The sequence below is a fragment of the Roseicitreum antarcticum genome (assembly GCF_014681765.1).
Taxonomy (GTDB): domain Bacteria; phylum Pseudomonadota; class Alphaproteobacteria; order Rhodobacterales; family Rhodobacteraceae; genus Roseicitreum; species Roseicitreum antarcticum.
Genome location: NZ_CP061498.1, coordinates 33,146 through 49,117, shown reverse-complemented (window position 1 = coordinate 49,117; position 15,972 = coordinate 33,146). Strand labels below are relative to the sequence as shown.

General features: G+C 63.7%; 16 protein-coding genes, 1 tRNA gene and 1 pseudogene. 5 read left to right on the top strand and 13 right to left on the bottom strand.

The annotated features are described in order from the left end of the window. Nucleotides 1–5: 5 nt before the first annotated feature. Nucleotides 6–472: pseudogene (locus H9529_RS00280) on the top strand (transposase); the annotation flags it as partial. 76 nt (nucleotides 473–548) lie between these two features. On the opposite strand, the gene H9529_RS00275 reads toward H9529_RS00280, so the two are convergent. The 4 genes from H9529_RS00275 to H9529_RS00260 form a co-directional block, all read right to left on the bottom strand. Then, a tRNA-Cys gene (locus tag H9529_RS00275) sits at nucleotides 549–622 on the bottom strand. Between the two features lie 212 nt (nucleotides 623–834). Then, nucleotides 835–1,593, bottom strand: coding sequence for a TadE/TadG family type IV pilus assembly protein (locus tag H9529_RS00270; protein ID WP_143033452.1), 759 nt, complete (start codon nucleotides 1,591–1,593; stop codon nucleotides 835–837). Then, a complete protein-coding gene (locus tag H9529_RS00265; protein WP_190305680.1) occupies nucleotides 1,594–2,103 on the bottom strand; it encodes a TadE/TadG family type IV pilus assembly protein in 510 nt (169 codons plus the stop codon). A 110-nt stretch (nucleotides 2,104–2,213) separates the two neighbouring features. Continuing rightward, nucleotides 2,214–4,016, bottom strand: coding sequence for a TadE/TadG family type IV pilus assembly protein (locus tag H9529_RS00260; RefSeq protein WP_092885472.1), 1,803 nt, complete (start codon nucleotides 4,014–4,016; stop codon nucleotides 2,214–2,216). 295 nt (nucleotides 4,017–4,311) lie between these two features. Here H9529_RS00260 and H9529_RS00255 point away from each other — a divergent pair, with 295 nt between their 5' ends. Continuing rightward, nucleotides 4,312–4,893 carry a hemerythrin domain-containing protein gene (locus H9529_RS00255; RefSeq protein WP_092885470.1) on the top strand — a complete coding sequence of 194 codons (582 nt, stop codon included), beginning with the start codon at nucleotides 4,312–4,314 and terminating at the stop codon, nucleotides 4,891–4,893. Between the two features lie 37 nt (nucleotides 4,894–4,930). On the opposite strand, the gene H9529_RS00250 is transcribed toward H9529_RS00255, so the two are convergent. From H9529_RS00250 to H9529_RS00215, 8 genes are all read right to left on the bottom strand, one after another. After that, nucleotides 4,931–5,947: a substrate-binding domain-containing protein gene (locus tag H9529_RS00250; RefSeq protein ID WP_092885468.1), complete on the bottom strand. Its 1,017-nt coding sequence runs from the start codon at nucleotides 5,945–5,947 to the stop codon at nucleotides 4,931–4,933. Nucleotides 5,948–6,110: 163 nt separating this feature from the next. Further along, on the bottom strand, nucleotides 6,111–6,641 hold the full coding sequence (locus H9529_RS00245; RefSeq protein ID WP_092885466.1) for a gluconokinase: 531 nt from the start codon (nucleotides 6,639–6,641) through the stop codon (nucleotides 6,111–6,113). A gap of 353 nt (nucleotides 6,642–6,994) precedes the next feature. Then, complete coding sequence (locus H9529_RS00240; protein ID WP_092885464.1) at nucleotides 6,995–7,732, bottom strand: ABC transporter permease; 738 nt, start codon at nucleotides 7,730–7,732, stop codon at nucleotides 6,995–6,997. Further along, the gene (locus H9529_RS00235) at nucleotides 7,729–8,664 is read right to left on the bottom strand and encodes an ABC transporter ATP-binding protein (protein WP_092885462.1); all 936 of its coding nucleotides are present in this window, start codon (nucleotides 8,662–8,664) and stop codon (nucleotides 7,729–7,731) included. Before H9529_RS00235 ends, H9529_RS00240 begins: the two co-directional genes overlap by 4 nt. Beyond that, nucleotides 8,661–9,842 carry an ABC transporter permease gene (locus tag H9529_RS00230; protein WP_092885460.1) on the bottom strand — a complete coding sequence of 394 codons (1,182 nt, stop codon included), beginning with the start codon at nucleotides 9,840–9,842 and terminating at the stop codon, nucleotides 8,661–8,663. The genes H9529_RS00235 and H9529_RS00230 overlap by 4 nt, the downstream gene beginning before the upstream one ends. Nucleotides 9,843–9,853: 11 nt before the next feature. Next, a complete protein-coding gene (osmF, locus tag H9529_RS00225; RefSeq protein WP_092885458.1) occupies nucleotides 9,854–10,762 on the bottom strand; it encodes a glycine betaine ABC transporter substrate-binding protein OsmF in 909 nt (302 codons plus the stop codon). A 363-nt stretch (nucleotides 10,763–11,125) separates the two neighbouring features. Further along, complete coding sequence (locus H9529_RS00220; RefSeq protein WP_092885456.1) at nucleotides 11,126–11,500, bottom strand: DUF2237 family protein; 375 nt, start codon at nucleotides 11,498–11,500, stop codon at nucleotides 11,126–11,128. 546 nt (nucleotides 11,501–12,046) lie between these two features. Further along, on the bottom strand, nucleotides 12,047–13,123 hold the full coding sequence (locus H9529_RS00215; protein WP_092885452.1) for an aldo/keto reductase: 1,077 nt from the start codon (nucleotides 13,121–13,123) through the stop codon (nucleotides 12,047–12,049). An 84-nt stretch (nucleotides 13,124–13,207) separates the two neighbouring features. Here H9529_RS00215 and H9529_RS00210 point away from each other — a divergent pair, with 84 nt between their 5' ends. Then, nucleotides 13,208–13,828 (top strand): TetR/AcrR family transcriptional regulator, encoded by a 621-nt coding sequence (locus H9529_RS00210; protein WP_092885450.1) that lies wholly within the window; start codon nucleotides 13,208–13,210, stop codon nucleotides 13,826–13,828. A 398-nt stretch (nucleotides 13,829–14,226) separates the two neighbouring features. Here H9529_RS00210 and H9529_RS00205 read toward each other — a convergent pair whose 3' ends face one another. Further along, on the bottom strand, nucleotides 14,227–15,294 hold the full coding sequence (locus tag H9529_RS00205) for an SDR family oxidoreductase (RefSeq protein ID WP_092885446.1): 1,068 nt from the start codon (nucleotides 15,292–15,294) through the stop codon (nucleotides 14,227–14,229). A 100-nt stretch (nucleotides 15,295–15,394) separates the two neighbouring features. Here H9529_RS00205 and H9529_RS00200 point away from each other — a divergent pair, with 100 nt between their 5' ends. Next, nucleotides 15,395–15,793 (top strand): winged helix-turn-helix transcriptional regulator, encoded by a 399-nt coding sequence (locus H9529_RS00200; RefSeq protein WP_092885444.1) that lies wholly within the window; start codon nucleotides 15,395–15,397, stop codon nucleotides 15,791–15,793. Nucleotides 15,794–15,803: 10 nt separating this feature from the next. Beyond that, complete coding sequence (locus H9529_RS00195) at nucleotides 15,804–15,968, top strand: hypothetical protein (RefSeq protein ID WP_176846847.1); 165 nt, start codon at nucleotides 15,804–15,806, stop codon at nucleotides 15,966–15,968. Nucleotides 15,969–15,972: the final 4 nt, after the last annotated feature.

Sequence of the window (15,972 nt, the reverse complement as noted above, 5' to 3'; positions counted from 1 at the left end):
CGCAAGCCGATATCCAGGCGGTCGAATTCACCCCCAGCAGCGACGGCGACAGTCCAGTATTGCCGGAGTTGCTCAACCAGATCCCAGAAGGTGAGGAGAACGGCACAGTGACCGCTGACGGCGCTTAGGACACGCGCCTTTGCCACACCGCCGTCATCGACCGGCAGGCCATCCCGATAATCCCCATCCACAAGAATGGGCGAATGTGGAAAGAACACTGCCCTGCCGCAATCGGCCGAAACGAACCCCTCCGCGCCACACAGATCTAAAGCAACGCATTCTGGAAGCAGCGGACCGGAGCCCACGCGCGAAGTCGGTTCGGGCGAAGATGCACCGTCCAATAGCCTTTGGCGAGCGCATCGCCGCAAGAGACCCCGACCGACAAACCGCCGAAATCCAGATCCGTGTCGCCCTGATCAACCGCTTCAATGCCCTTAGCACCGCCGATATCGCTCGCGTGGCCCGATCTTGACGGGTAAACGAGACGTCATGCCCCAAGCGCAAGCTACGCAACAACGCCTTAATGATCAGATAATTGGGCAAGATTTTGGAGGCGGGTACCGGAATCGAACCGGTCTTCACGGATTTGCAATCCGCTGCATAACCTACCTGCCCACCCGCCGTTGAAGGGTGTAATAGTCGGCTCGCGCGCGCTCTGCAAGGGGGGTTGCTGGATTTGTGGCGCGGTGCGGCGTGATCTGTCGGGACCGTATTGCGCCCGCCCACTGCGTTCCGGCGCAGGCCTACCGCCGGCGGCGTCCGCACCGGAAAGCGCCAGATATGGAAGCGGTAGCGCCAGACTGCGCCAGGGTTTCGGGCGACATGGCCCTTGCTTCAGCTCGGCCGTGCGGTGGGTTGTTCGATCACCTCGCCGTCGCGCTCAAAGGTCAACTGGGGGGCGAAGCGCGGGCGGGTGGCGATCTGCTGGCGCAACGTGCGCCCTGCGACGCCGACCCGAAACAGCGGCTCAAAGATGATCTGGCTTTCGACCAGGATGATTGTCTCACCCAGCACAAGGCGCGGCAGCGTCGTGCCGATCGGGCCGTTCACCACTTCATTCGTGAGCGGCGCATCGTAGTAGGTGCGCCTGCCATCGTCGTCGGATGGCGCGGTGGGGGACGAGGGTTGCCAACCGGACGTGGACAGCCAGCCGGTGCTGTAGGACCAAATGAGCAGATATTCCTCATCCTCGGCGTTCCAGCCGATGCTGCTGACCCGGATATTGGTGGGGTGTTTCGCCTCGGCCAGATAAGCGAACAATGCGTTCATCCGCTCCAACTGCTGGGCGTCAACCGGGATGTCGCGCATCCGCGACAGGGTGTCGCCGATCAGAGTCGCCGCCTTCTGACCGGTGGTGATATGCCGGAAAACATCGAAATAGACGAATGTCGCGGCAAAAGCCCATATGACCAGCGGCAGGACCAGAACGGTCTCAGTGCTGACCAGCCCGCCTTGATCGGCCGCGAAACGGCGCAGCGGACACCTTAGCGCCGACCAGATGCGGGTTTGCAGGCGCCGCAAGCGCGCCGGGATCGGGAGTGTGTTCAGCGCAGGCGTCGCGCGGGCGCTGGGTTGGCGGTCAGGCTGCATCACTCAGGGCTCCGCAAGGTAAAGAGATGTGGAATACAGCGCGAAGCCGCCCGAGGCATCCAGTGGCAGCCGCAGGCCCATCGGGGTCGTGGGGAAAACCGGGTCGATGATAAGGCAGGCACGCACCACCGTTGGCACCAAAGTGCCGCCGCTGCGCTGCGCCGTGACAGGTGTGATCTCGTCCACCCGGTTGACGCAGCTCATTGCATCGGTGGGGGCCGACCAGGTTCCCGCAGTGACCGGGACGGTTTCGATCAGCAGATCGGTCGCGCAATTGGTCAAGATAATGGTGCGGTCGCACAGGTGCTGGCGCAGTTCGTCCGGGGTGGCGCCGGTCAGGCGGCCCAGCCGGATATCGCGCACCGTCATGTCCAGCGCGCGTTCCAGCATGACCTTCTTTGTCAGCGTCAACCCGGTTTCGATCCCGCCCAGCATGAGCGTCATCATCAGCGGGAACACGATCACGAATTCGACCGAGGCCGTGCCCGACTGATCCGCCAGCCTTGATGCCAATCCCCTAGCTAGCGGGGGGACGCGGCCCGACGCCAATTGTTGCCGCAGCCTGCCGGCAGCGCGCAGCACGCGCGTCCAGACGGCCGCCGTGAATATCGCCGCAGGCCCGGTCATTCGATCAACCGCAATTGTTGAATGTCGCCCGCGATCGCGCGAAAGGCGACTTGCAAATCGGTGCCCGACACATCGAAGTAATGGTTGGCCGAAAAGGCGCAGTCGCGCATAGCGGCTTGACCGCCCTGCGGTGCCTCGAACGCAATGGTATATACGATCACACCGGCGTCGCGCAGGGTGTCGCACATGGTGGACAAATGGGCGTTCTTGGTGTTGGGCTGGATCATGTTGAAAAGATTGCTGCGATAGGTGTTGTAGTTCATGATGCCCGGATAGTGATACAAATATGCCGCGACCCAATAAACACTCAGGTCGTGCCACAGCCTGTCGTACGGCACTTCATAGGCGATGACGTTGTTGCAGAGGTAGAAGTTGAACGGCGCCCGCCGGTTGGCCTGCCCCTGGGTTGGGCCGTACAGCGTACAGGAATTGTCGACCTGCGACGGGTAATCGCTCCAACTGCCTGACCGGGGATAGGCGTCATTTTGCCGGGGAACAAAGAAGTCGCGCGTCCACCAGTTGCGTTGGGGATTGAACACGGACAGCCGAGATTCGCCTTCGACGATCTGGCCCGCCGATTGCAGGCCATTGTGGGGGTAGCTCAGCCGCTGGGCTTGAATGGTCGCGATCTCGGTATCGACCAGTCCCCCGCGAGACACAGTGTGCCAGACGCCCGAGCGGCCGGTCTTGTATTGATCGCGCATGCGGAACTGATCGAAGTTTTCACCGTCGGTCATCAGCACGACGGCCTTCATCGCCTCGGCGTTCTCCGCGTCAAACGGTCGGTTGGCCATGGCAGACGACACGATGCCCTGTTCAACCAGCGTGCTGACATAGGGGCGAAACGAGGCATCCAGCAGGGCGGCGCCCCATTTCAGGCCGATCTCGATCGAGGTGTTGCCCTGCGCGGTCAGGTCCCGCATGCGGGCGCGCAGAACATCGGGGTCGTCAGCAAGCGGCATGATGCGCGCGGAATTGTCGTCACGGGTAGGGCAGAAGAAGTCGCTTGCGCCGCGCTGGCTCCAGGGGTCGAAATGCCCGGCCCCCGCATAGGGTCCGGTGCGGTCGAAAGCCATGGAGGTATAATCGGAAGCGTCGAATTCCACGCAATGCGATGCGGGCTGATCATGGGTTGTTTCGAGCATGGCATAGAGGTCCGGACCCGCGTTGGTCTGCCCCGCATAAGGCACCAGGTTCACTGATATCTGGTCGTCGCGCGAAGCCGCAAACAGTTGGTCGATGAAATCCTCCCCCGCCGAGCGCAGGTTCTGGATCCGTCCCAGCTGGTTCATCGATTCGGACACGTCGACGACCAGCGACACTTCGACGTTCAAGAAACGTTCCTGCGCGGTGCTGCGCGTGGCGACCGGCAAGTCCGAGATCCCGACCATGCGCAGGAACAGCGATGGCACGATGGCCCGCGTGCGCACCTCGACCGTGCGGTGGTTGATGCCCTGATCGACATCGACGTTTTCCAGAAAGGCGCTCAGCCCCTCCATTTCGAAGTACCGCTCGACCACGGCACGCGCTTCCAACGGCTGGCGCAGGCTGGCTGCGGCCAGTGTGGCGCGGTCCGATACCGATTGCAGCCGCACGCGTTGGTTTTCCACCCGCATCAGGTCCACCGCCATGCCGCACACCATCAAGATGATGACCATGATGAACAGGCCGAAAATCAGCATCGCGCCGTCTTCGCGGCGCGTAAAGTTCAGAAGTAGCGTTTTCGCAAGACGCAGCTTCAGCCGGGCGGCCAGGGATCTGAGCGGGCGATGGCCCCGGTTTCGATGACGTTTCAGCATCTTGGCTCCAGCTCTTGCGGCATGCGCAGATCCGGGCTGCCGCTTTGGGGCGGGCAGAGTGCCGGAAATTACCCATGGTTTTTAGGGATTGAATACGGCAAAAATCGTTCAAAGCTGTGGTCAGCAGAAGACGGCGGCGCACGCACCCAATCGGAGAGACCGCGCGGGCGGCAGCCGATCAATGCGCTAAGCACGCGGGCGCTTTCGGCAATCCGCATCAAATGCGCCATCTTCTGTGCGGACATGCACGGAATTTGCGGATGAACCGTCTGTCTGTTCAGGGTAGATTGGGATTATGGAAAAGAACACCGACTCAACCGATCTGAACCTGCGCACCGGCTTGCCCGATGCCCTTCGCGTGCTGGTGGAGCAATACCCGCGCGATCTGTGGCAGGCCCATAAGAATTTCGACGGCACCACCCGCTTCTGGATGGAGCGTCACCTGATGTTTCGCGATGTGCTGGGCCGCCTGCAAACGGACACGCAGGCGTTTCTGGACAATCCGAAAGACGCGAGCGGCTATGTGCAGCGCACGGCCCGGATGACTGGCTTCTTCTTGCAACAGCTGCATGGCCACCACCAGATCGAGGATGCGCATTACTTTCCGCTTCTGTCGGGGTTGGATGCGCGGCTGACCCCGGGGTTTGACCTGCTGGACGCCGATCACCACGCGCTGGACGCGCATTTGCAGGCCTTGGCGGATGGCACGAACGCGGCGCTGGGCCCGTTGCAATCGGGTGCGCTGCAACAGGGGCGCGATGCGGCCGGCGCGCTAGAGGCGCAGCTGGGCCGGTTCGGGCATTTCCTGAACCGACACCTGCTGGATGAGGAAGATCTGGTCATTCCGGTAATCTTGCATCACGCACCGCGCATGTAGAGCAAGCCACTGGCGCGCCGTCGCTTTTGCGGGCCGCTCAGCCCCCGTCGCCCATCATGAGACGGTAACCCAGATCCATCACCGGCATGGTCAGGGGCGCGCCGTTAATCCGCGCCAGTAAAGCGCGCGCTGCGGCCTGTCCGATCTGGTAGCGCGGCGTCAACACGGTGAGCAGTTGCGGCGACAGCGCCTGCGCGACATCGAGGCCGTGGAACCCGGCGATCATGATCTGGTCAGGCACCCGGATGCCGCGCCGCTGGCATTCTAGAAACGCGCCGACCGCCAGATCGTCATTGGCGCAAAACGCCCCATCGGTGCGGTCGCCATTGTTCAAGATCCGCGCCATCAGGCTGGCCCCGGCAGTGAAGGACGACTTCCCGGCGCTTTGCAAGATCACAGGCGGCAGGTTGTGACATTCCATCGCCTCGCGGTAACCTTCGGCGCGCTGGAGGGTCCGCTCGTCCAACCGCACAGCCAGATAGACGATGCGCCGGTGCCCGCGCGCGATCATCGCAGTAACCATATCGCAGGCGGCGGCGTGGTTGTCATAGCCCACGGCCTGTTGCAACGCGGGCTTGCGGGTATCCATGATCTCGACAATTGCGACGCCAGCGCCGTCAATCATTCGCCGTGTGGCTTCGGTATGGGTGCGGTCGCTCAGGATCAGCCCGTCGGCGTTATAGGCCAGCAGGGCGGCGATACTGCGTTCCTCGGCGGCAGCGTCATGGCCGTAGTGGGTGATCATCGCGCGGTAATCTGCGGCGCCGGTCTCATCGATGATCCCCGCCAGCACATCGGCGAAGACCTGATTGGTGACCGACGGGACCAGCACCCCGATGGACCGGCTGCGCGACTGAGCCAGCATCATTGGCGCGCGATTGGGCAGGTAGTTCAGGTGCCGCGCGGTTTCCTGAATGCGCTGGCGCAGTGGTTCAGAGACGGTCTGCGGATCGCGCAGGCAACGGCTGACGGTCATGCGCGTGGTACCCACGGCCTCGGCGATATCGCGCAGGCTGGGACGTCGCGGTTTGCGCGGGGCCGTCGGCGGGGCCATGGGGGTGCTCTTGGCTGTGAAAGGGTGCCCGGCAATATTAGGTCATTTTGGACTTGGCGACAGGCTTTTTTGTCGCATAATTTCTACAAATCAACGACATAGCGCGGCTTCTCGGGCTGTGCTGCGTGCTGTTGCCTGACCCTGTCTGGTGCGGCGGGTGATGCTATTGCGGCGGCGTGGTCAGGGCCTGAAGGCAGGCGTGCACCACGGCATCCAGCGGCGCGTTGATGTTGATCGGAATTGCCTCATCCGGCGTAGGGGGTTCCAAGGTATCGAACTGGCTGCGCAGCATCGACAGGCCCTGAAAGTAGTGGCCCTTGCGCGCCTCCAGCCGCTGGCGGATGTCGTCAAAACTGCCGTCCAGATACAAGATGATCGGCCGCGTGCCGCGAATGGCGCACAGCCGCTGCCGGTAGCTGGCCTTCAACGCGGAACAGGCAAGCACGACCGCGCTGTGACGTTCCAACCTCGCCGCCAGGTCATCGAGCCAGCCTGCGCGGTCGACATCCGTCAGCGGGGTGCCTGCCGCCATCTTGGCGACATTTGCGGGACTGTGAAAATCATCGGCATCGAGGAAGGTGGCCCCCAGTGCTGCGGCCAGTTCGCGGCCCGTCACCGTCTTGCCCGAGCCCGAGACGCCCATGACGATGACGCGCAGGTCGCGGCTGCCGGTTTGATCGGGTTCTGGCGTCATCGTGTCCTCCTGTCATTGTACTTGCGTTCCTCTGTGCCGGATCTCCGGATGCGCCGATAACCCATCGAGCCGCACTTTTGAATGTCGCACATGTTACGCGTATCATTCCACTCAGCACAAGAGAGCGTGCCAAAACTAAGATGCATTGTGTGAAGCGGCTCGGTCAGCACCTCTCGGCGCGGCGGCGACGAGGGGAAACGCTCCGCTTTCGGCAGATGGCGCGACCGAGGTATCTTGAAGCGCCAAGCGCCTCAGCGAGGTCGATGGCTTCCACCGCCAGGCGGGCTACCGTGCAGGGTGGGCCTGCCTATCTGACGGTTGCAAGTCTGCCGCGCGCCGGTTGGGAGACCCCGTCAGCCCCCCATGTGCCGGGCCAGCCGCGCCTCGATCTGTACCAGCGCGTCATAGATCAGCACCGCGAACAGCCCGACAATCAGCCCGCCTTGCAGCACATAGGCGGTGTTGTTGGTCAAAAGCCCTGCGATGATGACCTCGCCCAGTGTGCGCGCCGCCACGGTTGACCCGATCGTGGCCGTGCCCAGCGCGATCACCACCGACAGGCGGATGCCGGTCAGGATCACCGGCAGGGCCAGCGGCAGCTCCACCCGCACCAGCCGTTGCCAGCGGTTCAGCCCGATACCGCGCGCTGCCTCCATCGTGGCGGGCGGCAGGGTGGAAAGGCCGGTGATCGCATTCTCAAAAATCGGTAGCAGCCCATACAGAAACAGCGCAACCAACGTCGGCCCCGCCCCAAAACCCAGCGCGGGCACCGCCAGCGCCAGCACGGCGACGGGCGGAAAGGTCTGGCCCATGTTGGTGATGGTCCGCGACAACGGGCGGAAGGCTGCCCCGGCCGGGCGCGTCACCAAGATGGCCAGCGTCACGGCCACCAATGTCGCGGCCAACGACGCCAAGGCGACCAGCCCCAGATGGCTCAGCGACAGCGACAGCAGTGACGCGCGCTCATAGATCACCGGGCCACCCACCGGGGCCAGCGGCGCGAATAGCGGCGTGAACCACACGGGCCGCAGCACCAGCGCCAGCAGCAGCCCGGCCAGCGCCAGCCGCAAGATGGTTCCCCGGTTGATCATGCCTGCAAACCTGCCCGCGCCCGGATCGCGGCAAATGTCACCCGGCCCAACCGCGCGCCGTCACGCACCACCGGCACGGCATCGCGCCCCGTCCACAGACAGGCGGAAAGTGCGTCACGCAGGCTGGCGTCATGCGGCAGCGCGGCGCCGTCAGCCGCGCCATCCTCCAGCACCTCGGCCACGCCGATCAGCGACAGCAGGCGCAGCGGGCGCTCCACATCCCCCACCATGTCGGCGACGAAATCAGTGGCGGGTCGCGCGATAATCTCGGCCGGTGGGCCATGCTGCACCAGCCTCCCGGCATCCATCACCGCCACGCGGTCGCCCAGCCGGATCGCTTCCTCCATGTCATGGGTCACCAGCATGATGGTAGAGCCCAGCGCCTGCTGGATGCGGCGCAGGTCATCTTGCGCACGGGTGCGGATGATGGGGTCCAGCGCGCCAAACGGCTCATCCATCAGCAACAGATCGGGGCGCGAGGCCAGTGCGCGCGCCACCCCGACACGCTGCTGTTGCCCACCCGACAATTCAGCCGGGTAGCGGTCACGGAACTGCGCGGGTTCCATGGAAAACAGCGCCAGCAATTCATCCACCCGCGCGCGGACCTTGTCGCGCGGCCAGCGCAGCAACTCGGGCACGGCAGCGATATTGCGCCCGACGGTGTGGTGTGGAAACAGGCCGTGCCCCTGAATGGCATAGCCGATGCGGCGGCGCAGGATGTGGGGCTTTACGCTCTGGGTCGAGGTGCCGTTGATCCGCACCTCACCCGATGTCGGCTCCTCCAGCCGGTTGATCATCCGCAAAAGCGTGGTCTTGCCGGAACCGGAAGTGCCGACGATCACCGTGATCGTGCCGGTTTCAACAGTCATCGACACGGCATCCACCGCCCGTGTATCGCCATATGCCTTGGTGATGCGGTCAATCTCGATCATGGCACGTGCTCCGGTGTCGGGCGGGTCAGGTCAACAAGGATGTCCATCACGATGGCCGCGCTCAGCGCCAGCGCGACGGTGGGCAAGGCCCCCAGCAAGATCAGGTCGGTCGCGGTCTGGTTCAGCCCCTGAAACACGAAGCTGCCAAAGCCGCCGCCGCCGATCAGCCCGGCAATGACGGCCAGGCCTATATTTTGCACCAGCACGATGCGCAGCCCGGTCAGGATGACGGGCAGGCCCAGCGGCAACTCGATCCGCCACAGGCGCTGGCGCGGGGTCATGCCCATTCCGCGCGCCGCTTCCAGCGCAGCAGGCGGTGCAGCGCCAAGGCCCGCGACCGTGTTGCCCACCACCGGCAGCAGCGCGTACAAAACCAGCGCAAGGAACGCCGGGGCAAAGCCGATCCCCGCGATGCCGATGGCCTGCGCGCCGGGCACGCTGGCACCCACCCAGCCAAGGATCGGGATCATCAGCCCGAACATCGCCAGCGACGGGATGGTTTGCAAGAAGCTCAGCACCGGCAGCATCGTTTGGCGCAGACGGGCGCGGCGGTGACACCAGATGCCCAGCGGAAAGCCAATCGCCGCCGCCGCAGCCAGCGATCCGAAGGCCAACCCCAGATGCCGCCCCGTCGCGCGCACGAAGGCATCGCGGCGGCTGGCATATTCCTGAAGCACCGACAGGTCCGCCAGCGCGCCAGACCACAGCACCAGCGCCAGCGCGCCCAGCACGCCCGCCAGCAACCCCGCACGCGCCCATGGCCCGGGCGCCAGCCCCGCCAGCGCATCGGCCATCAGCAGCATGAAAATGACCAGCAGGCACCAGAACCCCATGGCGGGCGACACGCGGGCGTAGTCCCCTGCCCCGTCAAGCAGCACCGGTGCGCCCTGCATCAACAGCCACAACAGGCCCGCCAGCCCCAGCACCGCACCGGCAAAGCGCAGAAGCGCCAAGCCGGCAGGCAACCCAAGCACCAGGCCCACGACAACCGCCGCCACGCCGGGCCCGGTCGCCGAAAGCCCGGCAACGCGCCAGGCCAGCACGCCTTCGCCTGCGACAATGCGGTTGGCCGCCAGCGTCATGAACGGTGCCAGCAGCGCCACCGCCCCCAGCGCCGCGAACAATATCCCCGGCGCCGAGATCGACGAGACCGCGCCGCCGCCGCCCCGGCTGAACACCGTGCCTGCGATCAGTCCAGCACCCCGGTGCTGGTCAGATAATCGCGCGCGACCGCTTCGGCGGGTTCACCACCGACCTGAATGCGACCATTCAGGTTTTGCAAAATCGCCATGTCCAGCCCGGCAAAGATCGGGTCCAACACCTCGGGGATCGTGGGGTATTCTGCCAGCACCTCAGCGCGCACGATCGGTGCAGGCTCATAAACCGGCTGCACGCCCTGATCGTCGGCCATGACCACCAATCCGGTCGCGCCGACGCCACCATCGGTGCCATAGACCATGGCCGCATTGACGCCCGAAGTGCCGCGCGCCGCCGCCTGAATGGTCGCTGCCGTATCGCCGCCCGACAAGATGACCGTCTGATCGGAGGTCAACATGAAGCCGTAGGTGTCTTGCATGGCAGGCAGCACCGCAGGGGAAGACACGAATTCCGTCGATGCGGCCAGCTTCACCTCGCCGCCCGCAGTGACCCATTCACCGAAATCGGACATGGTGGACAGGCCGTTGTCCGCCGCAACCGGGCCGGTGACGGCAATGGCCCAGGTGTTGTTGGCAGGCGCAGAATCCAGCCAGATGATGTCGTTTTCCGCAGCGTCCAGTTCGGCGGCGCGGGCATGTGCCGCATCGGCGTTCTTCCAGACCGTGCTGTCAGCCTCATTGAAGAAAAACGCGGCATTGCCGGTATATTCGGGATAAATGTCGATCTGGTCGGCCAGCAGCGCCTCGCGCACCACCTGCGTGCCCCCAAGTTGCAAGCGCCGCGTCACCGGCAAACCCGCGTCTTCCAGCGCCAGCGCAATGATGTTGCCCAGCAAGCCGCCTTCGGTGTCGATCTTTGATGAGACGGTGATGTCAGCGTGCACGGGGAGGGCCAGCGCACCCGAGAGGCCGATGGCGGCAAGCATGATACGGGGTGTCATGATGGTCAGGCTCCTTCACAGATTGGCTCCGGCAGCATGCCGGACGGTCCCTTCAGTGTAGCGGCCCCCGCCGTGATGCCAAGGCCCGCCGCCCGATCAAGGGCAATCTTTTCTAAAAGCGCCATACTGCGGGCGGCTGCGCGGCACGTGCCGCACCCGCACTGGCCCGGATGACCTGGTTGGTCGTGGCGCTCCCTTGAGAAGCTTGTCCCATATCGCTTCCTTCCATTCATAAGAAAGGATCGCACCATCAAACCGTGGGATCAAACAACGAGCCAACGTGGCGCACACGAACAGCAAGCAAAGGGAATGTCGGTTGATATGATCACCACACCGCAGGATTCAGGGCGCCTAGCGCGTCGGTCAGGATGCATCGTCGGCGTATAGCCGCAGCACATCGAGCGGGACAACGTCCAGCGTGCGCAGATGCGTCGCCGCCAGATTGACGCGCGGCGCTGCCCCTTCCTCATGCGCCTGCAGGAACCGGCCCGCGCAAAGGCACCATTGATCGCCGGGTTTCAGCCCGGCAAAGCCATACTCGGGCCGCGGCGTGCTCAGGTCATTCCCCAGATATTTAGACAAAGCCAGAAATTCCGCCGTCATCCGGGCACAAACGGTGTGCAGCCCCCGGTCTTGTGGACCGGTGTCACAACAACCGTTGCGGAAAAAACCTGTCAAAGGGTCGGCAGAGCATCCTTCAAGATCCCCGCCCAGCACATTCAGTGATGACTCTTTCATGGCGCCACTCCTTGCGACATCCTGCCAACGATCACGCGAAACGGCGCCACAGTGCACCCGTTGACGCCAGACCGACGAAATCGCCTGTCAGCAGCATCTATCACGACCGCAACCATATGGTTGCGATCATTCCGCAAACACTAACCGTTAACACCGCGCCCGTAAACCTCGCCGGGGCGGGCGTCGTTGGTCGGCCATCACAAACACCCAGACCGCTCTTCAGCGCGTCAGCCAAGGTTGAAAGGGCGATCCCCCCTTATGAAATGAAAGAAACATCGTGGGGCAAGGACATCATAGCAGGATATGCAGAGGTATATTGACCAAATCACAATCTGCTCGTGCAATCACGAAGAGGTTTACGCGGCCCCACCCGGGCCACGGTCCCTTGGGACCCTTCGCCCGCGACTTTGATGCCGGTGCTGTCGACCAAGCGGTGCAACGGGGCCTGCGCGCCACGATACCCAAGGAAAGCTGACCCAGGCATCAAGGCGATGAGGGTCAGCTTCTTGATCTGACGCCAGAAAAGCCCCCCTACAATTGCAGGAGCTACTCGGCCCATCCCGTGACATCATGGCCACCATAAACCATGCGCCGGATCATCGGAGCCGCCAGGCTGGCAGAGAACCCGCCTGCGCGCGCACTGATCTGATCAAGCCGGTTCATCTGGTCGACGGTGAGCGTAACTTCGGTCGCCGAGATGTTACCGCTCAATTGCGAGACGCTGCGTGCGCCGACAAGGGTTGACGTCACCCCGCGCTGCCCCATGACCCAAGCCAGCGCAATCTGAGCGGGTGTGCGATCCTGTTCAGTGGCCACCGCTTTCAAAACGGTCAGAATCTCCCAGTTGCGATCGCTGAACTTGCTGTCGCCGAAAGGGTTTGCACCGCTCAGTCGGCCGGTGCCAGATGTATCCTCTCGTTTGTATTTCCCCGTCAGGAAGCCGCCGGCCAGCGGGCTCCAGGGCATCACGCCCATGTCGGCGTCCTGTGCGGCGGGGATATGCTCGGCTTCGACATCGCGGGCGACGAGCGAGTATTCGACCTGCATCGCGATCGGTCCCGGCACCCGGCGCTCGGTTGCGATGGTCGCCGCCTTGGTTGCCAGCCACGCAGGCATGTCGGAAAAGGCATAGTGGCGTATCTTGCCGGCCCGCACCAGATCGCCCAGCGTCTGCACAATCTCTTCGACTGGCGTGACGCCATCCCAGATGTGCATCCAGTAAAGATCGATGTAGTCCGTCTTCAGCCGCGCCAGCGAGGCCTCCAGCGCGCGGTGGATGTTCTTCGACCCCGCCCCCCCAGCGTGCGGATTGCCGACACGCGCCTGATTGGACGCCAAGGGGCTGCGCGAGCCATTGAAACCGAACTTGGTGGCCAGCACGATCTCGTCTCGCGACCCAGAGTCCTTGATGAACTTGCCCACCAATTCCTCGCTGATCCCACCCGCATAGATGTCCGCAGTGTCCACGAAATTGCCACCCGCGTCGCGGTAGGCGTCGAAGATCGCGCGGGACCCAGCCTCGTCGACGCCCCAGTCACCGGGGCCGAAGGTCATGGTACCGAGGCAGAGGGGGCTGACGACCAGACCGGACCGGCCAAGGGCACGGTAATGGGCAAGGGACATGGTATTTCCAATGTTTCATAGTAAACGATATGAAACACATCTACCTCTTGCGACGCAGTGTCAATGATTTTAATATCGGTCACTATGAGACAAGTCCCAACATCGCCCCGCAAGACTGGCCGTCCCCTTTCATTCGACCGTGAGGTTGTGCTGGAAAGGGCGATGCTGGCGTTCTGGGACAGCGGGTATGAAACGACCTCGATCTCTGATCTGACGGCGGCCATGGGGGTCACGGCCCCCAGCCTCTACGCTGCCTTTGGCAACAAGCAGCAGCTCTTTATGGAAGCGATGCGCCGCTACGCCGGGGACCGTGTCGCATTTGAGCAGGCTATGCGCCAAGCGCCGAGTGCGCGTGAGGCTGTCGCGGGGATGCTCCGCGGGGCGGCAGAGCTTTATACTGGTGACACGACACCGCGCGGCTGCCTGCTGGCCAGTGCCGCGGCGACGGGATCACCGGACGCGTCAGAGGTCCGTGCTGCGGTTGCCGCCGAACGCCGAGAGGTGCGCGAGATCATCATGCGCAGGATCCTGGTGGATATTGCGCAAGGCCATCTGGCACCGGACACACCCGCACCAATGCTCGCGGACCTGACCCTCGCCGTTACGCAAGGCATGTCCGTTCTTGCGCGCGATGGCGCAGACAGGGAAAGCTTGCTGGCCGTCGCTGAGGCAGCCACAGCGAGTTGGGGACACTACGAAGTCTGACCACAGCCACCCTTCGCTGCATCGCAAAAGTTGGTTGAGTTGGGCTCACAGCCGCCTGTTTACGCTGAGCGCCATGGTGATCGAACGACACGCATGTGTCTGTCGAAAACGGCGCAGGTCCAACTGCTTGGCAGGGTGCTCAATCAGACTTTGCCCGTGAACCATGGTATTTTTTCCTCAATCCCACGCATGAAATCGATGAACGCTCGGACCGAGGGGGCGAGTTCACGTTGGCTCGGAAAAACGATCGATACCTGCACGTCATCCGACCAAACAAGGCGTCCCATGATGCAGGTCCCGTTCAGATCGAGGATGTACCCGGCTTTGTCGTCGTGCAACAAAGAATGTCTGCCCGAGGGGCGCAACGGGAAGCCGATGATTGACCGTCGGCTGGTGGGTCAGCTCTTGGGAATGATGCCGTCTGCACGCAAGCGGTCGAACAAGTCGAAGAACGCCCGGTCCGTAGCGATATAGCCGGTGAAGCCCATGGCACGGCTCTTGCTCATGTCGGTCACGACCTCGATCGGGCGGCCAAGGTCTGCGTCCGTGTGCCAAGGCGAGGCCAGCCGCGACAGGTCGGTTTCCGCCAGATCGTGGCTTTGCGCGATCCCGGCCCAGACGGCAGCATCGTCCTTCATCTGCTGCTCCAGACGGCGCACGGTGCCGTCGAACTCCTCGACCTCCAAGCCGAAGTAGTCGCCGATGCGGTGCCACATCCAGCTCCAGCGGAAGACGTCACCGTTGACGATATTGAAGTCCTCGTTCCGGGCGGCCGGGGTCGTCGCGGCCCAGATCACCTGGTCCGCCAGTTGGCGGGCGTCGGTCATGTCGGTCAGAGATTCCCACTGCACCTGCGATCCGGGAAAGCGGAAGGGCCTCCCCGTCGCCTTGCAGAGTTCCGCAAATACGGCCAGCGTGGTGCCCATGTTCATCGCGTTGCCCACGGCTTTGCCGATGACCGTGTGCGGGCGGTGGATGCTGTAGCCGAATCCGTCGCGTTCAGCGGCTGCAAAGACTTCGTCCTCCTGCGCGTAGTAGAAGTTCGCGACATCCAGACGGCCCTGATCCTCGCGGAACGGCGTCTTGGGGAGCGTGCCCTTACCGTAGGCCTCGAACGGGCCGAGATAGTGTTTGAGGCCAGTCACGAGGGCGACGTGCTCGACGCTGTTTGCGGGGCGCACGGCCTCCAACAGGTTGCGCACCATGGCGCCGTTGACGCGGATGTTCTCGGCCTCGGTGTCTTGGCGCAGCCAGGTTGTGAGGAAGACATGGGTCGGTTTCAGCCCCTCCAGCGCCTGCGCCAGCGATGCCGGGTCCAGAAGGTCGGCTGCAACGGGGGTGACGCCCACCTGGTCCTGTGGCGTGCGGGCAAGGCCAAGGACGGTCCAGCCCTCCTCAACCAGTCGTGTCGCAATGGCGCTGCCCTGAATGCCGGTGACTCCGACGACGAGTGCTGTTCTGCTCATGTGGTTTCTCCTGTGAAAGGTCTGGGATGCACCTAGCCAACCCGGCACCGCTACGCTAGACGGCACCAAAACGGAACGTAGGCACCAAAAGGAGACCACCATGGAGGACGACGACTGGAGCGAGGACTGTGCCCCCCGCCGCGTGATGGAGATCTTCGCGACGAAGTGGACCAGCATGATCCTGCATACGCTGCACGCCCGCCACAGCGGCGCCGCGCGCAGTGGCGCCCTGCACCGCAGCCTTCCGGGACTGTCGAAGAAGATGTTCGTTCAGACCCTGCGCGACATGGAAACCAGCGGGCTCATCGAGCGCCGGGTCGACAGCACCGTGCCCCCTGCGGTGACATATACCCTGACCCCGCTTGGACTGCGGTTCGTGGGTCTCGTGGACATGGTCTATCACTGGGGCCGCGACAACGCCGACGCGCTGGATGATCTGCAACCACGGCTGGGAGCACGCCGCGGGCGCGGTGCGCAGGCGGCCGGACCTGCCGGATAGGAACATCAGAATGCTCCCGCAGCAGATCCGCCCCGTCGACGACCAGATCGCCGACGCCGCCCTGCCCCGCCAGCCCGATCGCGCCGTTCCCCTGATTGGCGCACACTACCGCCGCACAGGCGACGCGCTGGAACACGCCGTGGCTGCACACTTCCCCGAAACCGCCAGATATTGAGGTC